The organism is Alcaligenes sp. NLF5-7, assembly GCF_024266725.1.
Taxonomy (GTDB): Bacteria; Pseudomonadota; Gammaproteobacteria; order Burkholderiales; family Burkholderiaceae_B; genus Alcaligenes; species Alcaligenes phenolicus.
Map to the genome: position 1 here is coordinate 2,962,254 of NZ_CP100755.1, position 15,663 is coordinate 2,977,916.

The following is a 15,663-nucleotide window of genomic DNA, read 5'->3' on the forward strand; positions in this document are numbered from 1 at the left end:
AAAACCACCAGTAGCCTTAGGCGCTGGTGGTTTAGCTTGCGTTTCAAAGGTGCTTAACGCTGACGTGCCAGCATTTCCCGCGCATGTTCACGCGTTGTTTGCGTAATCTCCAGACCACCCAGCATGCGGGCGATTTCGTCCACGCGTTCGTCTTGTGTCAAAGGACGGATAGAGGAAAAGGTCTGACCTTGCTCGGTCGTTTTCTTGACCTTCAAATGATGGTTGCCGCAGGCGGCTACTTGGGGCAGGTGGGTCACACACAAGACCTGATGACGTGCCCCCAACTCTTGCAGCAAGCGTCCCACCACTTCGGCCACCGCGCCACCGACACCCGTATCCACCTCGTCAAAAATCAGGGTAGGCACGCGCGCTGCCTGGCTGGCGATAACAGACAGTGCCAATGAAATTCGGGCCAGCTCACCACCCGAGGCCACTTTGGCCAGCGGGCGTGGTGTTACCCCTTCGTGACCAGCCACCAGAAACTCCACCTGCTCTGCGCCGTGAACCTGGGGCGCGCAAGCGGTCAGGGCGACCTCGAAGCGACCGCCTTGCATGGCCATGGACTGCATCGCCTGGCTGACCTGTTTGCTCAGTTGCACACTGGTTTTGCGTCTTGCGGCACTTAGCTTGCTACTTAGCTCCTGGTACTGCTTTTCAGCCTGCTGAGCCTTGGCTTGCAGGGCTTCCAGATCAAAAGACTGTTGCAGCTGTGCCAACTGTTCCTGCCAGGTTTCCAGCAGGCTGGGCAGTTCTTCGGGCTCCACTTTCAGCTTGCGTGCGGCACTGAAAATGGCAGAAACCCGTTCTTCTGCCTGCGCCAGACGCTCGGGGTCCAGCTCCATATCGCTTAGATAACTGTTCAAGTCCGAAGCTGCTTCGGTGACGGCAATTTGTGCCGACTCCAAGGCATCCACAATCGCTTGCAGGCCTGGGTCATGACGCAGCAGGGCGCTCATTTCGTGGCTCGCTTTGCCCAGCAGTTGCTGTACCGAGGTTTCCTCGCCATCCAGAGCCGTCAGGGCCAAGGCACTGCCGTCAATCAAGGCCTGGGCATGGGACAGGCGGGTGTGTTCTTGTTGCAACTGGTCCCATTCACCAGCACGCAGATTCAGGCTGGACAGCTCGTTGATCTGCCACTCAAGACGCTCCTGCTCTCGTTTGCCCTGCTCAGCACTTTGACTGGCCTGTTCGACGGCTTTGCGTGCCTGGCTCAATTGCTGCCAGGACTGCGCCACTTGGCGCGCCAGGGGTAAATGGCCGCCTTGGCTGTCGAGCAGATCGTATTGGCTTTGAGGGTTCATCAGACTTTGATGAGCGTGCTGGCCGTGGATATCCACCAGCAATTCACCCAGTTCGCGCAACTGCGTCAGGGTTGCAGCGCTGCCATTGATGTAGCTGCGGTTGCGACCTTGCAGGTCGATCAGTCGACGCAAGATCAACTCGTCCGCGACATCGAAGTCACGCTCGCGCAGCCAGCTTTGAATGTCTTGTTCACAATCGAAGTGCGCGCTGACTTCAGTGCGCGGACAGCCCTCGCGGATGGCTTTGGCATCGCCGCGTGCCCCCAGCACCAGGGAGAGCGCGTCAATCAGAATGGATTTACCAGCGCCGGTCTCCCCGGAAAAAACCGTGAAGCCGGAGTCGAAATCAATCGTGGCTTGATCCACGATCACAAAGTCTCGAACGTGCAGGGTACGGAGCATAGGGGTTTATTCGTTTTCGTCGTTAGGCAAAGGGATGTGATTCCAGCCCAGCTTCTGACGCAGGGTGGAAAAAAAGCTGTAGCCCTTGGGATGGATAAAGCGAATGGTGTCCTGGGAGCGACGCACGTCAATGCGGTCTCCCTGCTGACAGTCCGACCAGGTTTGCATGTCAAAGTGCACGCTGCCACCCGATTCCACCCGGCCCAGGGCCGTAATGGTCAAGTTCAGGGTGCCTGTGTCGGGTAGCACGATAGGGCGGTGCGACAGGGTTTGCGGAGCAACGGGGACCAGCAAAAATGCCTTCAGGGAAGGGTGCAGCAAGGGACCACTAGCCGCCAGCGCATAGGCCGTGGAGCCCGTGGGGGTGGAGATGATCAGGCCGTCGGAGCGCTGGCGGTACATGAATACGCCGTCAAGCTCGACACGCAGCTCGATCATGCCGCCGCGCCCGGCACGGTTGATGACCACATCGTTCAGGGCCACGCCTGAATACAGCACTTGCCCGTCACGCACCACGCGGCCTTCCAGCATGGAGCGCTCTTCAATGTCGTATTCGCCTTTCAGCACGCGCAGCAAGGCGTCGTTGGCGTCATCCAGGGGAATGTCGGTAATGAAGCCCAGGCGGCCGTGGTTGATCCCGATCAGGGGAACCTTGCTGTGGGCTAATTCGCGCGCAGCGCCTATCATGGTGCCATCCCCGCCCATCACGATAGCCAGATCGGCGCGCTCGCCAATTTGGGCATAATCGCCGATGGGGAATTCGGTAATACCGGCATTCTGGGCGGTTGTGGCCTCAAGCAGCACCGAGCAACCAGTGTTGACCAGGGTTTTAGCCAGCGATCGGATGGGCGCATCCAAGCCGGAGTCCTGGTATCTGCCAACAATGGCAACCGTTTTGAAATGCATGGGGCGAAAACCTTATGATTGATGAAATAATGGCGATCAGTGGATTATAGAGTTGCCACTCTAGGCTTGGCTGTAAGATTCTCCCCTTTATCATGCAGAGCTGGTGTTTTTAAGTGACGTACGCGACATGGATGACAGAGCAAATGCCTTGTTGAAGGTGCTGATCGAGCGTTACATCGCCGATGGTCAGCCGGTAGGGTCCCGTACCTTATCGACCATTTTTGATTTTTCCCCGGCCACGATTCGTAATGTGATGGCCGAGCTGGAAGGCCTGGGCCTGATTCATAGCCCCCACACCTCGGCGGGGCGCATTCCTACGCCCAAAGGCTATCGCCTGTTTGTGGATCGCCTCCTGGCTGCCGAGCGTTTCGAGCGGCCCGATGCACGTAATCTTAGCCAGTACCTGCCTTTTGACGAACCCAACCGGGCCGTCAGTTCTGCCGCTTCCTTGCTGTCGAATCTGTCGCAGTTTGCCGGTGTGGTGCTGGCGCCGAAAAAAGCCCAGACCTTCAGGCAAATTGAATTTATTCGTCTGTCTGACAAACGTGTGTTGCTGATTATCGTCACGCCGGATGGTGATGTGCAAAACCGCATCCTGTTTGTGCCGCGCGACTATCTGGAGCAGGAGCTGGTCGAGGCCAGCAACTTTTTCAATCAGCATTTCTCGGGCATGTCCTTCGAGTCGGTCAAGCTGGCCTTGTCACAGGAGCTCAGCTCCTTGCAGGCGGATATTTCGCGTCTGATGCAACAGGCGGTGGATGTGGGCAGCCATCAGCCCGATAGCGAAGAAGCTGTGGTCATCGCCGGTGAAAGCAAGCTTTTGAACGTGACCGAGATGGTGGCGGACATGGATCGTTTGCGCCGTCTGTTTTCCTTGTTCGAGAAGAAAACCGATCTGCTGCACTTGCTCGATGTCTCCAGTCAGGCCGATGGCGTGCAAATTTATATCGGTGGGGATTCGCAGCTTTTACCTTTGGATGATGTGTCCGTCATTACCGCGCCGTATGGCGTGGATGGCAAGGTCGTGGGGACGCTGGGTGTGATCGGGCCATCGCGGATGGCGTATGATCGTGTGATTCCTATCGTGGACATTACGGCCCGGCTATTGTCCAATGCCCTGAGCCATCACTCTGCCAGTTAAGGGATGGACCTTCGGCCTGCTGTTGGGCTGAGGGCAATCTGGCTGTCTAACGTACTAATCATCATGCCCAAGTTGTTTGCTTCTCCTTATTTGCCCGAATCGCAGGACGCCGATATGTTCAATGATCAGGCTCCGGTACGCGAGGCCGGGCCCATCGGTATCTTGCTGGTCAATCTGGGCACGCCGGACCGGCCCGATGCTGCGTCCATTCGCCGCTACCTGGGGGAATTCCTGTCTGATCCCCGTGTCATTGAAATCCCCCAGCCGCTCTGGCAGATTATTCTGCGTCTGTTCATCTTGCCTCGCCGCCCCAGCAAGCTGGCACCGCGCTACAAGGATATCTGGTTGCCACAGGGCGCGCCCTTGCTGGTCTACAGCCAGGCACAGGCAGATGGCCTGCAAGAGCTGCTGCAATCGCAAGGTCATGATGTGAAGGTGGAGCTGGGTATGCGTTATGGCAACCCGTCCATTGCCAGTGGTCTGGATAAATTGAAAGCAGCGGGTTGCGAACGAATCTTGAGCTTGCCCCTGTACCCGCAGTATGCAGCCAGCACCACGGCTACGGCGGTGGATTGCGTGGCGGAGCACCTTGGAAAACAGCGCAATCAACCTGAGCTGCGCTTCCTCAAGCGTTACCATACGCACCCGGACTACATTGGCCCGCTGGCGGCACAGATACGCCGCTACTGGGATGACCATGGCAAGCCAGAGCGTCTGTTATTGAGCTTTCACGGCTTGCCGCGCCGCTGCGTGGAACTGGGCGACCCTTATTACCGTGACTGCCGAGAAACGGCGGATGCCTTGCGTGCGGCGCTGGATGAGCCTGCCGTAGAAGTGCATATGGCATTTCAAAGTCGCTTTGGCGCGCAGCGCTGGCTGGAACCCTATACCGAGCCCACCTTGCGCGAATGGGGTAAGCAGGGGGTGGGGCGTGTGGATGCCGTCTGCCCCGGTTTTCTGGCCGATTGTCTGGAGACGCTGGAAGAAATCCAGGTGGAATGCCGCGACGCTTTCCTGGAAGAAGGTGGCCGCGAGTTCCATTACATACCTTGCCTGAATGACGATCCGCAATGGATTGAGGGCCTGGGACGGCTGGCCGTGCAGCATCTGGGAGGCTGGCTGCCCAGCCGTCTGGTGCCAGCCGGATAGCGGTATTGGACGTTTTCCAAGGGGCTGGCCAGCAAAATATGCAGGCGGGTCTTGAACTGGGGGCAGATGCCCCCATTTTTATGCGATCAACGAATTCTGTAGTGGAGATACATCGAATGGCTACACATGCCGATCCCAATAAGCCTCTGGACGGGGAAGTGACGGAAAACACGCCTGAACAGGCACAACAGGGCACCCCCGAGCACGAGCAGCCAGAGATTTTGGCTCAGCAGCCCGAAGAAAGTTCGGCTGATCTGGCCACCGAGTTGGCTCAGGCCCAGGAAAAAGTGTCGCAGTACTACGACCAGCTGCTGCGTGCCAAGGCCGAGGTGGAAAACATTCGCCGCCGTGCGGAGGATGATGTCTCTAAAGCCCGCAAGTTCGGCACCGAGTCCTTTGCTGAAAGCCTGATTCCCGTGCGTGACAGCCTGGAAGCGGCTCTGGCCCAGACCGAGCAAAGCACGGACGCCTGGAAAGAAGGCGTGGAAACTACCTTGCGTCAACTGAACAAGGCTTTTGAGCGCAACAACCTGAAAGAAGTGGCTCCACAAGCCGGTGACAAGTTTGATCCGCACCTGCACCAAGCCATTTCGGCCGTACCTTCGGAGTTTGAAGAAGGCGCAGTGGCTCAGTTGCTGCAAAAGGGCTACACCATTTCGGATCGCGTGCTGCGTCCGGCCTTGGTGATGGTGTCGGCCCCCAAGTAATAGAGCCAGCCTGTCTGTGCGCGCAGGCTGTTCGGAATCAAGGCGTTTTTGACTGCTTTTTCGGATCAACCGCTTGCACAGTAAAAAAATAAGGCCATTGCTCTTGAAATGCACGCAGAGTTCCCCATATGCATTTCATCAAATAATTTGCTTTCGCAATCAATCTTTTAGTCAGGTAAAAAATCATGGGCAAAATCATTGGTATTGACCTTGGAACCACCAATAGCTGTGTATCGGTGTTGGATGGCGACCAGGTTCGTATTATCGAAAATGCCGAAGGCGGTCGTACGACCCCTTCCATCGTGGCTTACATGCAGGATGGCGAAATCCTGGTTGGCGCTCCTGCCAAACGCCAGGCTGTCACCAACCCCACCAACACTATCTTCGCTGTCAAGCGCTTGATCGGTCGTAAGTTCACTGAAAAGGCAGTTCAGACAGACATCGAGCACGTGCCTTACACCATCACTGCCGCCGACAACGGCGACGCATGGGTGGAAGCTCAAGGCAAGAAGATGGCACCTCAGCAAGTGTCCGCCGACATCTTGCGCAAAATGAAGAAAACTGCCGAAGACTACCTGGGCGAAGAAGTAACCGAGGCCGTGATTACCGTGCCTGCTTACTTTAACGACAGCCAGCGTCAGGCAACCAAGGATGCAGGCCGCATTGCCGGTCTGGAAGTCAAGCGCATCATCAACGAGCCTACCGCCGCAGCTTTGGCTTTTGGTCTGGACAAGGCTGACAAGGGTGATCGCAAGATCGCTGTGTACGACTTGGGTGGCGGTACGTTTGACGTGTCCATCATCGAAATCGCCGATATCGACGGTGAGAAGCAATTTGAAGTGCTCTCCACCAACGGTGACACCTTCCTGGGTGGCGAAGACTTTGACAAGCGCATCATCGACTACATCATCGACGAGTTCAAGAAAGAAAGCGGCGTTGATCTGTCCAAAGACGTGCTGGCCTTGCAGCGCCTGAAAGAGTCCGCTGAAAAAGCCAAGATCGAACTGTCTTCCACGCAGCAGACCGAGATCAACCTGCCTTACATCACGGCAGACGCTTCCGGTCCCAAGCACTTGAACCTGAAGATCACTCGCTCCAAGCTGGAAGCGCTGGTCGAGGACCTGATCGAACGCACGATCGAGCCTTGCCGTGTTGCCATCAAGGATGCGGGCGTGAAGGTTTCGGAAATCGACGACGTGATCCTGGTCGGCGGCATGAGCCGTATGCCCAAGGTGCAAGAGCGCGTTAAAGAGTTCTTTGGCCGTGATCCGCGTAAAGACATCAACCCGGACGAAGCCGTGGCCGCTGGTGCAGCCATTCAAGGTTCCGTGTTGTCCGGCGATCGTACCGACGTCTTGCTGTTGGACGTGACTCCTCTGTCCCTGGGTATTGAAACCCTGGGTGGCGTCATGACCAAGATGATCCAGAAGAACACCACGATTCCTACGCGTCACTCGCAAGTGTTCTCCACGGCTGACGATAACCAGCCTGCTGTGACCATCAAGGTGTTCCAGGGCGAGCGTGAAATCGCTGCCGGTAACAAGGCTCTGGGCGAGTTCAACCTGGAAGGCATTCCACCAGCAGCACGTGGCCTGCCACAGATTGAAGTGACCTTCGACATCGACGCCAACGGTATCTTGCACGTGTCCGCCAAAGACAAGGGCACAGGCAAAGAGAACAAGATCACCATCAAGGCAAACTCCGGTTTGTCCGACGAGGAGATCGAGCGCATGGTGAAAGATGCCGAGGTCAACGCAGCAGAAGACCACCGCATCGCTGAGCTGGCTGTTGCACGCAACCAGGCCGAAGCCTTGATTCACTCTACCCGCAAGTCCATGACGGACTACGGCGACAAGCTGGAAGCGGCAGAGAAAGAAGCCATCGAAAAGGCCATCGCTGATCTGGAAGAAACCCTGAAAGAAGGCGATAAGGAAGCCATCGACGCCAAGGTGGAAGCACTGGGTGTGGCCTCGCAGAAACTGGGCGAGAAGATGTACGCCGACATGCAGGCTCAAGCCGCAGCACAAGAAGGTGCTGAAGGCACAGCCCAGCAGCCCGCCGATGAGAACGTGGTCGACGCTGACTTTAAAGAAGTCAAACGCGATCAGTAATTGCGAGCCTGAATAAGGTTCCCTGGCCCGATCTTTGGCGGCATACGCTGGAGATCGGGCATTATTATTCAAACAGCGGCGTTTGGACGTCGTTAATCAAACATGGCAAAACGCGATTTATACGAAATTCTCGGTGTGGCCAAAAATGCGACGCAGGATGAAATCCGCAAGGCGTATCGCAAGCTGGCCATGAAGTTCCACCCTGACCGTAATCCGGATAGCAAGGACGCCGAGGAAAAGTTCAAGGAAGCCAAGGAAGCGTACGAGATCCTGTCCGACGAACAGAAACGCGAAGCCTATGACCGCTATGGTCATGCCGGAGTCGATCCTAACGCTGGCATGGGCGGTATGGGTGGCGGCATGGGCGGAGCCGGATTTGCAGACGCCTTTGGCGATATTTTTGGCGAAATCTTTGGTGGTGGCGGCGGACGTCGTGGCGGTGGCCCTCAGGTTTACCGTGGCGCGGACTTGCGCTATTCGCTGGATATCAGCCTGGAGCAGGCAGCAGCCGGTTTTGATACTGAAATTCGTGTACCAAGCTGGGAAAACTGCGAAACCTGCTCGGGTTCGGGTGCCAAGCCCGGTACCTCTGCACAGACCTGCCGCACCTGCCAAGGCAGTGGCGCAGTGCGCATGCAGCAGGGCATTTTCAGCATGCAGCAAACCTGCCCGACCTGTCACGGTAGCGGCAAGGAAATTCCTGATCCCTGCGTGGTATGTCACGGCGAAGGCAAGGTCAAGAAGACCAAGACTTTGCAGGTCAAGATTCCAGCCGGTATTGATGATGGCATGCGCATCCGCTCCAGTGGCAATGGCGAGCCTGGCGTGAACGGTGGTCCTGCCGGTGACTTGTATGTGGAAATCCGCATCAAGCCGCACGGTATTTTCCAGCGTGATGGCGAGGACCTGCATTGCGAGCTGACCATCCCCTTTACCACGGCGGCCTTGGGCGGAACGGTGGAAGTGCCTACCCTGACAGGGCGTGGCGAAATCACCATCCCTGAAGGCACCCAAGTGGGCAAGACCTTCCGCTTGCGCGGCAAGGGTATCAAGGGCTTGCGCTCCAGCTACCCCGGTGACTTGTACTGCCACATTCAAATCGAGACACCTGTACGTCTGAACGAAGAGCAAAAGAAATTGCTGCGTCAGTTTGAACAGGCCTTGAGCGATGGTGGCGTCAAGCACTCGCCCAAAAGCGAATCCTGGACGGACAAGGTGAAGGGTTTCTTCTCCTGAATCCTGGCAGGGCTCCAGCAAGGAGTCGCCAAGTAGAAAGTAAAAAGCCCGGTACTTTTGTACCGGGCTTTTTTACGCCTGTTCAAAGTTCAGGCAAGCGGGGTTGCTGGCTTGATCAAGGCTGGGCATCCAGTGGCTCTGGAGCCGGCGCTGTCACCGGAGCCTGTTCTGCGGTTTCAGGTGCTGGCGCGGCGGCACCTTGCTGTTGACGCTCATGGTCAGCGGCAATCGCTACGACCATTTCCTTGGGTTTCAGGTATTTGCGCAAAACCGCATTGACCTGCTCCGCATTGAGCTTTTGCAGATCCTGGTCCATTTTCTCGGACCATTCAAAGCTGCGGCCCAGGTCCAGGTAATTCAACCACGCACTGCTGACCACGGTGTCCTGGCTGCGCGACAAGCGGCGGTAGTTCAGCAAGGCATTCACACCTTCCTTGACTTCTTGCTCGCTAAAGCCATCTTTCAGTGTTTGGGCCAGAACCTCGTCGATAGTCTTGCTCAACTTATCGCTATTGCTGGGAGCGTGAATGGCGTAGACCGTCCACGAACCCTTGGGTTCATAGCTGGACGCATCCACCTGGCTGCGTACGTTGTAGGACAAGCCGTCCTCCACGCGCACGCGGTTCCACAGGCGCGAGGTTTCAGACAGGCCCAGCAAGTAGTTTGCCAGGTAGACAGCCGGAAAGTCCGCATCGCTGTCTTGCAGTTTCAGGCCCAGGTCCGCCAGATAGAAGGCATTTGCCTTGTCCGGCGTGTTGATGTCAAAGACCTTGGGAGCCACAGTTTGTAGTGGATCGTCCGGGCGCTGGTAGGTCGGGGCTTTGCGCCAGCCTTTCAAACCATCGGCCAAAGCCTTGCGAACCTCGTCCTTGTCAAAGTCACCCACGGCGCTAAAGGCGACATCACCCGTACCGTAGAATTTCTGATGGAAATCCCGCACCTGTTTGATGTTAATCGCCTGGACTCGCTCTATGCCTTCTTCAAAGCTGGGCGTGTAGCGGATATCGTCCTTGGGCCATGGGTTGGTGTAGCGTTCAATCGCTTGGCTGGCCAAAGCAGCAGGTTCGGTGCTGGCCGATTTCAGATCGGTGACCACGGCTTGCTGATATTTTTTCAGCTCGTCCTCGGGGAAGTTTGCGTTGCGCAGCACGTCCAGCGCCAGAGCAATGGCTTTGGGCAGGTTCTCGCGGTTGGAGGACAGGCTCAGGTACAAGCGACCATTGGAGCCGCTGGTGCTGAACTGGGTTTGCATGGCGGTGAACTGATCAGAAATCTGTTCGCGGTTCAGTTTCTTGGTACCGGTGCTCAGCAGGCTGGCGACGGCTGCAGCGGTAGCGGTCTGGTTCTTGAGTTGATCAGGCGAACCAAACTTGAAGGACAAGCGAGCCTCCACGCGTTCCGCGCGAGTTCCCTTGGGCAGCAGGGCCATTTTCACTTCGCCCAGATCCTTGCCCAAGGACAAGGGTTGCAGATCGGTGCGGGCCATGATGTTGGCAGGGCTAGGATCAAAGGCTTCTACCGTTTTGCCGCCATCCTTGCCGGTGTAGTCCTGTACCAGCTTGGCCACATCAACGGTGCTGGCCTCAGGAGCACGCAGCGGTTTTTCTGTGGGGATGTACAAGCCATTGCTGCGGTTGCTGGCGACCAGCCAGGTTTCCAGTGCCTTTTGAACTTGAGGCAGCTTGGCGGCTTCGACCCGGTCGCGCTGCAGGAAGAACAAACGCCAGTCGCCGCTGGCCGCCGCTTCGGATAGCGCGCTGGCCAGACTGGAGGGGTTGGCATAGGTTTGTGTCCAGCCCGTCATCCATTGGCTGCGGATGCGTTCCAGATCCGTATCTTTCAGCGGGGACTTGGACAGGCCTTCCAGCGTGTCATTCATGACCTTCAAGGCCTTTTGCTGATCCATATCGGGTTTCAGCTCGGCACCAAACAGGGCGTAGCCTGGGTCGTGGCTTTCGGAATCAAAGCTGAATACGCTGGTAGCCAGGTTCTTGTTGACCAGATTCTTGTACAACTGTCCGCTGGGGGTATCGCCCAAGGCGCTGATGCCCAGGCTCAAGTCCATGTATTCCGGGCTGGCAGCGCTGGGCAGGTGGTACAGCGACATGATCAAGGGCGCACCACCGTGACGGCGCAAGGTGACTGTGCGGGTACCGTCTTGCACGGGTTCAACCGTGTATTCGGGGCGCAGCGTGCGAGTCGGTTTTGGGATGGAGCCAAAGGCCTTGGCTATGTGCTCCAGAGTCTGATCGGTGTCGAATTGCCCGGTCACAAACAGCACCGCATTATCGGGCTGATAGTAGTCGTGGTAGAACTTGCGCAGCTGTTCAATATCCACGTTTTCGACGTCGGAGCGGGCGCCAATCGTGGTCTTGCCATAGCTATGCCATTGGTACGCAGCGGCTGTCAGCTTTTGCATCAGAACACGGAAAGGGCTGTTTTCACCGCTTTCCATTTCATTGCGCACCACGGGCATTTCCGCTTCCAGATCCTGCTTGTCGATCAGAGCGTTGACCATCACGTCGGCTTGCCAGTCCAGATACCATTTCAGGGTCTCGGGATCAGCGGCGAAGCTGGCAAAGTAATTGGTACGGTCGCTGGAGGTGGTGCCGTTGGCTTCCAGACCACGTTTGGAAAATTCTCCCAGCGCATTGCGCAAGGTGGGGGTGCCGCGAAACAGCATATGCTCCAGAAGGTGAGCCATGCCGGTTTGCCCATAGTTCTCGTGTCGCGAGCCGACCAGGTAGGTCATGTTGACGGTGGTCGTAGGTTTGGAATCGTCTGGGGCCAGAACAAGGCGCAAGCCATTGTCCAGCGTGTATTGAGTGACGCCTTCGACAGAGGGGCCTTGGGCCAGACCTGCGGGTAGGGCATAGGCTGCCAGCGAAGTGGACAGCAGCGCAGCCCCTGCAAGATGGCGCAGGCGCAGGGCGGCAATCAGTACAGAGAGTTTCATGAACACATCCTTACGGTTTTAGCGATGAAAAAGCCAGCCAAGCCGACCAGTGTCTTTTGTAGCATGGGGCCGTTTGGCTGGGTAGGCGACTTCTCTCGCAAATGTCCTGCACCATCGAAAAAAAGCCCACCAGGGGTACTGGTGGGCAAAACAGCAAGAAACCGGTCCCTGATCTTCAGTCAGGTTTGCGCTTGAGTCTGTGCAGCGCATCATGACGGAGATGGCCGATGCTGCCGGTCAAAAACTCGTGCAAGGCGGCCAGTTGGCCCGGATTGTGCTGAGCAGTGGCCTTGATAATGTGCTGCGCAGCGTGTTCCATATTGGCGATCAGGCGTTTACATCGTTCCTGATTGGGGTAGAGGCAAGTCATGCGTCCATCGCGAGGGTGTGGCTTGCGAGTCAGATAACCAGCGTGCTCCAGCCGGGTAATCAGGGCGTGGTTGCCACTAGGGCTAAGGTGCAGGAGCTGAGCCAGCCTGCCCGGCGACAAGTGTTTGAGCTCCAGTACAAACTCCATTGCCTTGTATTCGTTCAGGCTCAGGCCCGCTTCTTGTGCCAGTTCGTGCTTGTTGGCCTCCATATAGACATCGAACTGACGCACCATCATGCGCACAATGTCGCCTCGCATATGCCCTGACAGCACCGTATCCGGAGGATCGGTGTCGATCCAGGTCCTGGTCAGTGTCTGTTTGTCTGGCATACGCACACATCCTTAATGTGGTGCGCCACCCAGCAGTCCGCTGAGCAGACCAGTGACGGGGCCCAGCAAACCGCCATTGGCTGCTGTTGTTGTGGAACTGTCCGCAGGCAGTGATGCCTGCGCCTTATTTACGGGGCTGGTCGAGATATTGCCCAGCAAGCCTGTGACAGGCGTCAACAAACCATTATTGCTGTCTGGTGTATCGGGCAAGCCGCCTGCCAGTCCGCCCAGCAGATTGCCGACCGGAGCAAGCAGGCCGTCATTGCTTGTGTTGGTGTTAATTAAGTCCCCGCCCGCAGCGTTGACCAGATTGGTGACGGGGGAGAGAAGATTTGTGTTGCCAGGATTGTTGTTTACCAGACCATTGAGCAGCCCGTTGTTGGCAGGTGCTTGAACACTACCTTGAAGCAGGGCGCCTGTTGCATTGACCAGGCTGCCTGTCAGATCGGTAAGCGTGTTGCTAATGGGGTAAGGGTTGTCCGGATTATTCCTGACCAAATCCCCAACGTTGCCGATCGTGTTACTAACGCCGTGGAGCACATCTCCGGCAGCTTGTCCTGCATTCAGGGGAAGTGGCGTTAGTTCAAGCCCTTGAGCCAGATCGTCAACTTTCTGTCTTATATAGACAGTCGTCTGGTAAACCTGTTCAAAATCTGCAGCGGAATAAAGTACCTCGTAAAGGGGTAGGAGGGGGCCAGGCTGCTCCATCAGAGGTACTTTATCGAGTGCTGGATCGACATTCATCAAGCTCGTAGCAAATGTACTGGATACTGGCAGGGGCAGGCTGTTGACACCCACGATGTCGGCCTGCGCGCTTAGTGAAACCAGGTTAGCTGCCAGGCCGAGCAAAATGATCCTGCTGGAGGCAAAGCGTGTCTTTGTAGTCATGACTTACTCCATCTGGTGATCAGGATTGCTCAGCTATTTCAAGCAGGGCTTAGGAAGATCCTGGGGTTAAGGAATAGGGCGGTGTACGCCCCATCCCCTGTGCTTAGCGAGGGCCGCCCAGCAGTCCACCGAGCAGTCCGGTTACCGGTGCCAGCAAACCGCCATTGTTGGTGCCTGCAGCGGCTCCACCACCAGCGTTGACGCTACCCGAGGCACTGGTATCTACGGAAACGGTTGCACCGCCGCCCAGGAGTCCGCCGACCAGGCCGGTCACAGGTGCTAGCAGGCCGCCATTGGCAGCGTCACCGCCTGCCAGGCCACCTGTCAAACCCCCGACCAGACCCGTGACAGGAGCCAGCAAGCCGCCGTTGGCCGCATCACCGCCGCCCAGTCCGCCCACCAAACCACCGACCAGGCCTGTCACGGGCGCCAGCAAACCGCCATTGGCTGCATCACCGCCACTCAGTCCGCCAGTCAAACCACCGACCAGGCCCGTCACGGGGGCCAGCAAACCGCCATTGGCTGCATCACCGCCGCCCAGGCCGCCTACCAAACCACCGACCAGGCCCGTCACGGGAGCCAGCAAGCCACCGTTGGCTGCATCGCTACCACCCAGACCACCCGTCAAACCACCGAGCAGGCCGGTCACGGGGGACAGCAAGCCACCGTTGCCAGCATCACCACCGCCCAAACCGCCAGTCAGTCCGCCGAGCAAGCCGGTTACTGGCGAGAGCAGCCCGCCTTCCCCGTTACCTGTCAGCCCGCCAGTCAAGGAGGCGACAGCTTGTGTGGCGTGATTCAGGGTGTTGCCCAGCGGGTTCGTGTTGGTATCTGTTTTATGCAAAAGGCCACCGACCGAGGCAACAGCCTGACCCAAATGGTTAACGGTGCCGCCCAGACCCAGTGGGGTTGCGCCATCAATCTGCGTGCCCACATTGCTCAGGGCGCTGCCTACGCCACCCAGCAAAGCATTGATAGGCTGACCAACACCCAGACCGTCACCCACTTGTTGGGTGACATGAGTGACCGTTGCACCAACAGGAGCGACTACGGTATCCAGGGTCTCGCCGACATTGCCCAGGATGGGGTTCAAGCCAATGGGCAAAATGTTGTCGACTGTCTGGCCTAGATTTGCCAAGGCAGGTTCCAGGATAGGGGCAGCATCAGCACCATTGAGCAAGTCGCCCAGCCCCAATTGTCCTGTCAGGGGATACAGCAGACTGCCTTCACCCAGCAGGGAGCCTGTCAGTGCAGCAACACCGCCGGTTGCATGGCCCAGTACGGCTGTCAGTGGGTTAGGGTTGTTGACGTCAGCATGAAGCAGGCCACCTGCGCTGCCCACGGCATTGCCCAGACCGCTCAGCAAGCCCCCAACACCTTGGCCCAGATTCAGGGGCAGGTCGCTGTTACCCAGTTGCTCGCCCAACTTGGTGACGACGCCGCCCACTTGCTGTGTCAGACCATTGATGGGTTGGCCCAAGCCGGTTGCGCCACCAATTTGTTGAGTCAGGCCTGTTGCCGTGTCCACGACAGGAGCGACTACGGTATCCAGTGTTTTGCCCAGCTTGCCGCCGGTATCTTGCAAGCCGACTGGCAGGACGTTGTCGACGGCTTCACCTACATTATTCAGAGTGGTTTCCAGTGGGCCCGGCGTACGCGTGGGGGGATTACCGCCGTTATCGCCACCGCCGTTATCGCCACCGCCGTTATCACCGCCGCCGTTGTCGCCACCGCCGTTATCGCCACCGCCGTTGTCACCACCGCCGTTATCACCGCCGCCGTTGTCACCACCGCCGTTATCGCCACCGCCGTTGTCGCCACCGCCGTTGTCACCGCCGCCGTTATCACCGCCGCCGTTGTCACCGCCGCCGTTATCGCCACCGCCGTTGTCACCGCCGCCGTTATCACCGCCGCCGTTGTCACCGCCACCAGTGCCTGGGCCTGGATTGGTGGGGGTTTCCGATCCGCCGCCACCGCTGCCACTACTGCCACCACCGGATAAACTGCCGCAGGCAGTCAGCGCTAAAGTGCTGGCCATCAGGGTGGCCAGGAGTGTCAGGCGCAGGCCTGGTTTCTTGCTGTCTGTATTTTTATGCATTGCTTGCTCCAATAAATGATCGGGGGACTTGCTTGCTTCCTGAGTCTAGTTAAGCAATTCACGTGCCA

The 15,663-nt window shown here is 57.6% G+C and carries 11 protein-coding genes; 5 read left to right on the forward strand and 6 right to left on the reverse strand.

What is annotated here, in order from left to right:
• Nucleotides 1–53 precede the first annotated feature (53 nt).
• Together recN and MID00_RS13650 are read right to left on the reverse strand one after the other, a co-directional pair.
• Nucleotides 54–1,703: a DNA repair protein RecN gene (recN, locus tag MID00_RS13645; protein WP_254498945.1), complete on the reverse strand. Its 1,650-nt coding sequence runs from the start codon at nt 1,701–1,703 to the stop codon at nt 54–56.
• Nucleotides 1,704–1,709: 6 nt separating this feature from the next.
• Nucleotides 1,710–2,609, reverse strand: coding sequence for an NAD kinase (locus MID00_RS13650; protein WP_009459550.1), 900 nt, complete (start codon nt 2,607–2,609; stop codon nt 1,710–1,712).
• A gap of 127 nt (nt 2,610–2,736) precedes the next feature.
• Here MID00_RS13650 and hrcA point away from each other — a divergent pair, with 127 nt between their 5' ends.
• The 5 genes from hrcA (at nt 2,737) to dnaJ (ending at nt 8,953) form a co-directional block, all read left to right on the forward strand.
• On the forward strand, nt 2,737–3,750 hold the full coding sequence (gene hrcA, locus MID00_RS13655) for a heat-inducible transcriptional repressor HrcA (RefSeq protein WP_009459549.1): 1,014 nt from the start codon (nt 2,737–2,739) through the stop codon (nt 3,748–3,750).
• A gap of 63 nt (nt 3,751–3,813) precedes the next feature.
• Entirely contained in the window at nt 3,814–4,899 is a 1,086-nt protein-coding gene (gene hemH / locus MID00_RS13660) for a ferrochelatase (protein WP_254498946.1), read from the forward strand.
• Between the two features lie 116 nt (nt 4,900–5,015).
• Nucleotides 5,016–5,606 (forward strand): nucleotide exchange factor GrpE, encoded by a 591-nt coding sequence (gene grpE / locus MID00_RS13665; protein WP_009459546.1) that lies wholly within the window; start codon nt 5,016–5,018, stop codon nt 5,604–5,606.
• Nucleotides 5,607–5,791: 185 nt separating this feature from the next.
• The gene (gene dnaK / locus MID00_RS13670; RefSeq protein ID WP_009459544.1) at nt 5,792–7,717 is read left to right on the forward strand and encodes a molecular chaperone DnaK; all 1,926 of its coding nucleotides are present in this window, start codon (nt 5,792–5,794) and stop codon (nt 7,715–7,717) included.
• A 102-nt stretch (nt 7,718–7,819) separates the two neighbouring features.
• On the forward strand, nt 7,820–8,953 hold the full coding sequence (gene dnaJ, locus MID00_RS13675; RefSeq protein ID WP_009459542.1) for a molecular chaperone DnaJ: 1,134 nt from the start codon (nt 7,820–7,822) through the stop codon (nt 8,951–8,953).
• A gap of 115 nt (nt 8,954–9,068) precedes the next feature.
• Here the strand turns inward: dnaJ and MID00_RS13680 are convergent, their stop codons facing one another.
• The 4 genes from MID00_RS13680 to MID00_RS13695 all read right to left on the reverse strand — a co-directional run bounded on the left by MID00_RS13680 (nt 9,069) and on the right by MID00_RS13695 (nt 15,595).
• A complete protein-coding gene (locus tag MID00_RS13680) occupies nt 9,069–11,909 on the reverse strand; it encodes a pitrilysin family protein (RefSeq protein WP_250755945.1) in 2,841 nt (946 codons plus the stop codon).
• 175 nt (nt 11,910–12,084) lie between these two features.
• On the reverse strand, nt 12,085–12,609 hold the full coding sequence (locus MID00_RS13685; protein ID WP_009459537.1) for a MarR family winged helix-turn-helix transcriptional regulator: 525 nt from the start codon (nt 12,607–12,609) through the stop codon (nt 12,085–12,087).
• 12 nt (nt 12,610–12,621) lie between these two features.
• Nucleotides 12,622–13,497 (reverse strand): hypothetical protein, encoded by an 876-nt coding sequence (locus tag MID00_RS13690; protein WP_254498947.1) that lies wholly within the window; start codon nt 13,495–13,497, stop codon nt 12,622–12,624.
• Between the two features lie 103 nt (nt 13,498–13,600).
• Nucleotides 13,601–15,595, reverse strand: coding sequence for a collagen-like triple helix repeat-containing protein (locus MID00_RS13695; RefSeq protein WP_254498948.1), 1,995 nt, complete (start codon nt 15,593–15,595; stop codon nt 13,601–13,603).
• Between the last annotated feature and the right edge of the window lie 68 nt (nt 15,596–15,663).

Coding starts and splice junctions, on each gene's coding strand:
- recN (WP_254498945.1), bottom strand. CDS start 1,703: ATGCTCCGTACCCTGCACGTTCGAGACTTTGTGATCGTGGATCAAGCC.
- MID00_RS13650 (WP_009459550.1), bottom strand. CDS start 2,609: ATGCATTTCAAAACGGTTGCCATTGTTGGCAGATACCAGGACTCCGGC.
- hrcA (WP_009459549.1), top strand. CDS start 2,737: ATGGATGACAGAGCAAATGCCTTGTTGAAGGTGCTGATCGAGCGTTAC.
- hemH (WP_254498946.1), top strand. CDS start 3,814: ATGCCCAAGTTGTTTGCTTCTCCTTATTTGCCCGAATCGCAGGACGCC.
- grpE (WP_009459546.1), top strand. CDS start 5,016: ATGGCTACACATGCCGATCCCAATAAGCCTCTGGACGGGGAAGTGACG.
- dnaK (WP_009459544.1), top strand. CDS start 5,792: ATGGGCAAAATCATTGGTATTGACCTTGGAACCACCAATAGCTGTGTA.
- dnaJ (WP_009459542.1), top strand. CDS start 7,820: ATGGCAAAACGCGATTTATACGAAATTCTCGGTGTGGCCAAAAATGCG.
- MID00_RS13680 (WP_250755945.1), bottom strand. CDS start 11,909: ATGAAACTCTCTGTACTGATTGCCGCCCTGCGCCTGCGCCATCTTGCA.
- MID00_RS13685 (WP_009459537.1), bottom strand. CDS start 12,609: ATGCCAGACAAACAGACACTGACCAGGACCTGGATCGACACCGATCCT.
- MID00_RS13690 (WP_254498947.1), bottom strand. CDS start 13,497: ATGACTACAAAGACACGCTTTGCCTCCAGCAGGATCATTTTGCTCGGC.
- MID00_RS13695 (WP_254498948.1), bottom strand. CDS start 15,595: ATGCATAAAAATACAGACAGCAAGAAACCAGGCCTGCGCCTGACACTC.